Below are 6,513 nucleotides of genomic sequence, written 5' to 3'. Positions count from 1 at the left end.
TGCTGGTTGGCCTGTTCCTGCTGCAGCGCCACGGCACCGGCGCTGTCGGCCGGGTGTTCGGCCCGGTGATCGTGGTGTGGTTCGTGCTGCTGGGCGGCATCGGCCTGGTGCACATCGCCCGCGAGCCAGCGATCCTGGCCGCGCTGAACCCGCTGCAGGCGGTGTCCTTTCTGCATGGACGTGGCTGGCACGTCTTCGCCGCCGTCGGCGCCATCGTGCTGGCCGTCACCGGCGCCGAGGCGCTCTACGCCGACATGGGCCACTTCGGCCGTTTCCCGATCCGGCTGGCCTGGGGCGTGCTGGTCATGCCGGCGCTGGCACTGAACTACCTGGGCCAGGGCGCGCTGCTGATGCGCGACCCGACCGCGGTCGAGAACCCCTTCTACCGCCTGTTTCCGGACAACTGGATCCTGCCCGCCGTGGTGCTGTCGACCGCCGCGACGGTGATCGCCTCGCAGGCGGTGATCTCGGGCGCCTACTCGCTGACGCGACAGGCCATCCAGCTCGGATTCCTGCCGCGCATGCAGGTCCGCCACACCAGCAAGCACGAGATCGGCCAGATCTATGTGCCCCTGGTGAACTGGTCGCTGCTGGTGGCGGTCATCGCCGCGGTGCTGGCCTTCGGCAACTCGTCGGCACTGGCCTCGGCCTACGGCATTGCCGTGACGATGACCATGCTGATCACGACACTGCTGACCTGGTTCGTCGTGCGCCATGCCTGGAAGCTGCCCATGGTGGTCGTGCTGCCGGTGACGCTGGCACTGGTGGCGCTGGACGCGCTGCTGGTGGTGTCGTGTTCGTTGAAGTTCCTGCAGGGCGGCTGGTTCCCGCTGGCGATGGGGCTGACGCTGTTCCTGCTGATGGCGACCTGGGCCCGCGGCCGTACCCTGCTGCTGGACGCGATCCGCGACAACGATCCGCCGTTGCTGGACTTCGTGACCGCGCTGGCTGCGGAGCGCCTGCAACGCACGCCCCGCACCGCCGTCTACGCGGTCGCCAATCCGGACACCGTGCCGCAGGCGCTGCTGCACAACCTCAAGCACAACCAGGTGCTGCACGCCCAGAACCTGGTCCTGACCGTGCGCTTCCATGAACAGCCAAGCGTTCCTGTCGAGGAACAGCTCGAGCTGGAGGCGCTCGTGCCGGGCTTCTGGCGCGTCACGCTGCACTACGGGTTCATGGACAGCCCGAACATTCCCGCGGCACTCGGCCGCATCCAGACACCGGACCTGCAGATCGAGCCGGCCGGCACCAGCTACTTCCTGAGCCGCGAGATCGTCGTGCCGACACCGGGATCGGGCATGGCGCGCTGGCGCGAGGCGCTGTTCGCCACGATGGCGCGCAATGCGGGCAGTGTCGCCGACTACTTCCGGCTGCCGCACAACGCCGTGATCGAACTCGGCACGCGGGTGCAGATCTGACCGGCTCAGCCCACCAGCAGACCACGCTGTTCGATGAACGACACCACCTCGGCCAGCCCGTCGCGGGTCTTGAGATTGGTCATGACGAACGCGCGGTTCGGCCGCATGCGCACCGTGTCGGTGCGCATGATCTCCAGATTGGCTCCGACATGGGGCGCCAGATCGGTCTTGTTGATCACGAACAGGTCGCTCTTGGTGATGCCCGGGCCGCCCTTGCGCGGGATCTTCTCGCCCGCGGCCACGTCGATGACGTAGATCGTCAGGTCCGATAGCTCCGGACTGAAGGTCGCCGCCAGGTTGTCGCCACCCGATTCGATGAAGACGATGTCGGCATCGGGGAACTTCTCCAGCATCCGGTCGACGGCCTCGAGGTTGATCGAGGCGTCCTCCCGGATCGCCGTGTGCGGACAGCCACCGGTCTCCACACCCATGATGCGTTCCGGATCGAGCGCACCGGCCACCGTCAGCAGGCGCTGGTCTTCCTTGGTGTAGATGTCGTTGGTGACGACCACCAGGTCCCAGCGATCGCGCATCGTCTTGCACAGCATCTCGACCAGCGTCGTCTTGCCAGAACCGACCGGCCCGCCCACGCCGACGCGCAGCGGGGGCAGTTTCTTGGTGCGTCCGGGAATCGAATGGAGTGGGCTCATGGGACAGGTCTCGGTGTGTTGTTCGCAGACTTCGAGGGTAGCAAGACCCGAACCAAATATTTCCGCAGAAAACACTTGCTCGACTGGCAGGGTCTATGCATAATTGCGGGCTGTTGGCGCTTTAGCTCAGTCGGTTAGAGCGATGGAATCATAATCCACAGGTCCGCGGTTCGAGTCCGTGAAGCGCCACCAAAACAACGTGCACAGACGTTCCAGAACGTCCAAGCCAAAGCAGAAAGCCCTAGAGAATCAACGCTCTAGGGCTTTTTTGTTGTCCAGTGACGTGCAGGGGCGTGCATCGTCCTCCGGGCGTTCGGTGCGAGAACTTCTGCAAGAACTCGACAATCGCGAGAACTCCACTGAAAAGTTCTCGCATGGCCCGCCACCTCATCGCGTCCGACGCCGCAATCCGCACCATCAAGCCGGGCGACCCGCGCAAGCGGCTGAACGACGGTGACGGGCTGCACCTGCTGCTGTTCGTGAAGGGTGGCGCCCACGGCTGGCGGCTGGCCTATGCGCACGAGGGGCGGCGCAACGTCATCAGCTTGGGCACCTACCCCGACACCTCCCTGTCGAACGCCCGCAAGAAGGCAGACGAGGCGCGGCGCCTGTTGAGCGAGGGCACCGACCCGAGCGCGGCCCGCAAGCAGACCAAGACCGCCACCGCCCAGGCCGATGAAGCCGACCGACGCGCAGACGCCGGACTTCCACCGGTCGGGAGCTTCGAGGCCGTGGCCCGCGAGTGGCTGGCCTCTGTCCACACCGCCAAGGTCAGCGCCGGGCATTCCGACCGAACCCGCTTGCGCCTGGAACAGAACGTGTTCCCGTGGCTGGGGCGCCTGCCGCTGGCGAGCGTGTCGGCACCGATGGTGCTGGAATGCCTGCAGCGTGTGGTGGCACGCGGCACGGTCGAGACAGCGCACCGGGTGAAGGATGCGTGCGGACAGGTGTTCCGCTACGGCATTGCCACCGGCCACTGTGAACGCAACCCGGCCGCCGATCTGCGCGACGCACTGCCACCTGTGCGCGTCGAACACCGGGCAGCGATCACCGACCCCGCACGGGTGGGCGAGCTGCTGCGGGCGCTGCTGGCCTGCACGGGCCAGCCGACCACCCAGGCGGCGCTGCAACTGGCCGCCCTCACCTTCCAGCGTCCGGGCGAGATCCGGGGCGCGACGTGGGCGGAGTTCGACCTGGACGCGGGAACCTGGCTGATCCCGTCGCACCGGATGAAGCGCAACCTTCAAGGCAAGGCGACCGGACCCGATCACGTCGTTCCGCTGTCCCGTCAGGCCGTGGCCGTGCTGCGGGGGCTGCAGCCCCTCACCGGGTCCGGGCTGCTGGTGTTCCCTGGCCTGCGCGACCGTGCCCGGCCTATCAGCGACATGACGATGAACGCGGCGCTTCGGCGGCTGGGCTTCGACGGTGAAGAGATGACGGCGCATGGCTTCCGGGCGATGGCCCGCACGATGCTGTCCGAGCGGCTGGGGGTTGCTCCCGAGGTCATCGAAGCGCAGCTAGCCCACACCGTCCCCGACGCCCTCGGACGCGCCTACAACCGGACGGAGTTCACCGACCAGCGCCGGCACATGATGCAGGCATGGGCGGACTACCTGGACACGCTGCGCATGGGGGCGCAGGTGATACCGATCCGTGCAGCCTGACGCCCTTCCTCCTGGCGCCTGATCGATGCCCGCGTCCGAGCTGGTGACCTGAGGCGCCTGCCGCACGCCACCGGCCCGGCCCTGTGCCGGGCTTCGTCCATCTGGCTGGATTGCCCGGCCGTGCCGGGCTGTGTCTGCGCCGGGCACTGCAGGCACGCCGACAGGTTCCACGCTGCGCCGGGTGGACGGCGCGGCGGGGGTTCTTTCGCGCTGGCCGTGGCGGCTGGCCGATGGCGTACCCCAGGCGTTCGACTCGGCTGCATCCCGCTGCACACCACCAGCCCGGCCTCGTGCCGGGCTTCGTCCATCTGGCTGTGTCTGGTCTGGGCATGGGCTGCCCTGTGCGTCGGCTGCATGGCCTGGCCTGTGCCTGTCTGCCTGGCTGGATGCCTTCCACTGTGCGCCGGGTAGCGGCGCGGCGGGGGTTTCTTTCGCGCTGGGCTTCCGGGCATGGCTCGAAGACACGCACCAAGGAACAACGGGGGGCGCCCTTCTTTTCAGGAAACGGCTGCGGATTGTGGAATTGATGGCGCCGGGCGGGTCAGTCCACGGAAAAAGACAGAGACACCCTATACAAATCAAGCACTTAGAACACTCTTACTTCTCTGTTACTTGTCGTGGAAAGCTTGCGGAAGACCTGTGGAAGAAGTGTGGAATGGTTTCGGCGTGTTCGACGGTGGCGCCGGCTGTCGGGGGTGTGCCCGGCCACGTTCGCAGCGGCTGGCCAGCCGGCGCCGGGCTGGCCGCGGCTGCGCCGGGTAGGGGGTGCAAATCCTCTGGACCTCATGGGCGGAAACCGGCCCGTAGTCAGATTTCTCGCCGCGCATGTTTCTAGGGGGTGGGGGGGTCCTTCCGCATCATGGGATGCACAGGCCATCCAACACGACCGACAACAGGCACGGACATGCATTCAAGGTTTTTCAATGCGCGGGGGAACCCCGTTCCTTGGTGCGCGTCTTCGGTCTTCGCTGGAAATTGCGCGTGAAGTAAATCCCCTGCCGCGCAACAACCCGGCGAGGTGCGCAGGCGTCTGCGCTGCTGTCGAGCGGATAGCCTGGCACCGCCAGCACCGCGCCGGCTGGGCGACTCCCACCAGTCCGCCACCGGCCAGCACCTCGACACCGTTCAGCCTGGAAGAGCTGGCCGGCACGCTGGCCGATCCGATCCCGTGGCCTTCGTCCCTGGTGCTCGCCTGTGGCCGTCGATCTGGCGACCACGCCGACACCAAGCCGGACTACCAGCACCGCCTCGTGCTGGCCTGGTGACCCGTTGCGCTTTCGAGTGGTTATAGTAACCACCATGAACAGCCGGCAAATCATCAAGCGACTGGAGGCGGACGGCTGGCTTCTGGCACGGGTCAAGGGTTCGCACCACCAGTTCAAGCACCCGACCAAGCCCGGCTTGGTGACAGTAAAACACCCCGATGGCGACATCCCCGCCGGCACGTTGAACAGCATCCAGAAGCAAGCCGGCTGGAAGAAGTGAAGGAATCGACGATGCGTTTTCCTGTGGTTCTGCACACTGACGACGGCACCCGTTACGGCGTGACGGTGCCCGATCTGCCCGGCTGCTTCTCTGGGGGCGACACCTTCGACGCGGCAATGGACAGCGCAGCCGAAGCGATCGACCTGCACCTAGAAGGCTTGACCGAGGATGGCCACGACGTGCCGACCCCGCAACCGATCGGCCACCACCAGAAAACCCCGGACTACGAGGGCGGCGTGTGGGCACTGGTGGAAGTGGACGTGACCCGATTCGAGGGCAAGGCGGAGAAGATCAACATCACATTGCCACGGCGCCTGCTGGCCCGGATCGACGAATACGCCCGATCACACGGGGCGTCTCGAAGCGGCTTCCTGGCTGAGGCGGCGCGGCAAGCGATGCGCTGAGGCTGCAACGTCGGCGGGCTGGTCGAGTCCCTGGCCAGCGCCGGCACGCTGCGGCGCAGCCGATAGGCTGGCCGGGCTGATCCCGTGGCCTTCTTCCTGGTGTCCGTCTGCGGCCGTCGATCCGGCGACCGCGCCGACACCCAGCCGGACCACCAGCACCACCTCGTGCAGACCGGCCAGCGCCGACCGCCACCAGCACCACGCCGGCCGCGTCGGCGAGCTGCAGCCACATCGGCCAGCACCTCGACGTGCTGCGGCTGGCCGGCGCCGGGCGCCTGCGGCATCGTCGACCGGCTGGCCTGGCACCGCCAGCACCGCGCCGGCCGGGCGACTCCCACCAGTTCGGCCACCGGCCAGCCCAAAACTCTGAAAAGCCCGTGCAGCGACTGCACGGGCTTTTTTCATGGCCTCGGCGGAATGCCGAACTCCGCCGCCGTGCTGCACCTTATCCCGCGATGCACCGGGAACGCGTTCCCTAGACTGGCTGTCCACCTCGCCGCCGCCCGCGGCACGACGACTGCCACGTCATGGACACCCTCCGCCCTGCCCTTGCCAGCCTCCGCGCGGCGCCGGTCGCCGATGCCCATCCGCATGGCGCCCGGCGTCCGCTGGTGCCGCATGGCGAACTCCCGTGCAGCAAGGCGGCCCTGACACGCGATCTTCTGCACTGCCCGGCCACCGCGCTGCGGCTGACACTGCCGACCCTGCTGCTGGCGCGCCAGGCATTCGACCAGGACCGGCGCAACGCCGCCGCCTGCGTCCGCACGGCCGAACTCCTGCTCGCACAGCACCGCCCGACCGAGGCGCTCGATTGCCTGGACCAGCTCGACACCAGCATGGCGCGCGGCGCAGCCTGGCACCTGATGCGGGCGAGCACCCTGTCCACACT

At 67.4% G+C, this 6,513-nt stretch carries 7 protein-coding genes and 1 tRNA gene; 7 read left to right on the top strand and 1 reads right to left on the bottom strand.

Annotation, left to right across the window (positions count from 1 at the left end; genetic code table 11):
- Positions 1–1,421 (top strand): potassium transporter Kup (locus tag AB3X43_RS14150; protein ID WP_369430503.1); only part of this gene is annotated, 1,421 nt, incomplete at its 5' end.
- Positions 1,422–1,426: 5 nt separating this feature from the next.
- On the opposite strand, the gene ureG is transcribed toward AB3X43_RS14150, so the two are convergent.
- Positions 1,427–2,071: an urease accessory protein UreG gene (gene ureG, locus AB3X43_RS14145; RefSeq protein ID WP_369430502.1), complete on the bottom strand. Its 645-nt coding sequence runs from the start codon at positions 2,069–2,071 to the stop codon at positions 1,427–1,429.
- Between the two features lie 115 nt (positions 2,072–2,186).
- Between ureG and AB3X43_RS14140 the strand changes: the two genes are divergently transcribed.
- The 6 genes from AB3X43_RS14140 to AB3X43_RS14115 all read left to right on the top strand — a co-directional run.
- Positions 2,187–2,263: transfer RNA gene (locus tag AB3X43_RS14140), tRNA-Met, on the top strand.
- Between the two features lie 182 nt (positions 2,264–2,445).
- Complete coding sequence (locus AB3X43_RS14135) at positions 2,446–3,735, top strand: tyrosine-type recombinase/integrase (RefSeq protein ID WP_369430501.1); 1,290 nt, start codon at positions 2,446–2,448, stop codon at positions 3,733–3,735.
- 923 nt (positions 3,736–4,658) lie between these two features.
- Positions 4,659–5,000 carry a hypothetical protein gene (locus AB3X43_RS14130; protein ID WP_369430500.1) on the top strand — a complete coding sequence of 114 codons (342 nt, stop codon included), beginning with the start codon at positions 4,659–4,661 and terminating at the stop codon, positions 4,998–5,000.
- Between the two features lie 34 nt (positions 5,001–5,034).
- On the top strand, positions 5,035–5,220 hold the full coding sequence (locus AB3X43_RS14125; RefSeq protein WP_369430499.1) for a type II toxin-antitoxin system HicA family toxin: 186 nt from the start codon (positions 5,035–5,037) through the stop codon (positions 5,218–5,220).
- Positions 5,217–5,624: a type II toxin-antitoxin system HicB family antitoxin gene (locus tag AB3X43_RS14120; RefSeq protein ID WP_369430498.1), complete on the top strand. Its 408-nt coding sequence runs from the start codon at positions 5,217–5,219 to the stop codon at positions 5,622–5,624. The genes AB3X43_RS14125 and AB3X43_RS14120 overlap by 4 nt, the downstream gene beginning before the upstream one ends.
- 527 nt (positions 5,625–6,151) lie before the next feature.
- Positions 6,152–6,513: hypothetical protein (locus AB3X43_RS14115; RefSeq protein ID WP_369430497.1), on the top strand; the 362-nt coding region annotated here is incomplete at its 3' end.

The sequence above is a fragment of the Sphaerotilus sp. genome (assembly GCF_041083715.1).
Lineage (GTDB): Bacteria > Pseudomonadota > Gammaproteobacteria > Burkholderiales > Burkholderiaceae_C > Sphaerotilus.
The sequence above is the reverse complement of the archived record's forward strand: the minus strand, read 5'-3'. Positions and strand labels throughout refer to the sequence as shown.

Bases quoted from the DNA above. Each gene is read 5' to 3' on its own strand.
- ureG (WP_369430502.1), bottom strand. From the start codon at position 2,071: ATGAGCCCACTCCATTCGATTCCCGGACGCACCAAGAAACTGCCCCCG.
- AB3X43_RS14135 (WP_369430501.1), top strand. From the start codon at position 2,446: ATGGCCCGCCACCTCATCGCGTCCGACGCCGCAATCCGCACCATCAAG.
- AB3X43_RS14130 (WP_369430500.1), top strand. From the start codon at position 4,659: ATGCGCGGGGGAACCCCGTTCCTTGGTGCGCGTCTTCGGTCTTCGCTG.
- AB3X43_RS14125 (WP_369430499.1), top strand. From the start codon at position 5,035: ATGAACAGCCGGCAAATCATCAAGCGACTGGAGGCGGACGGCTGGCTT.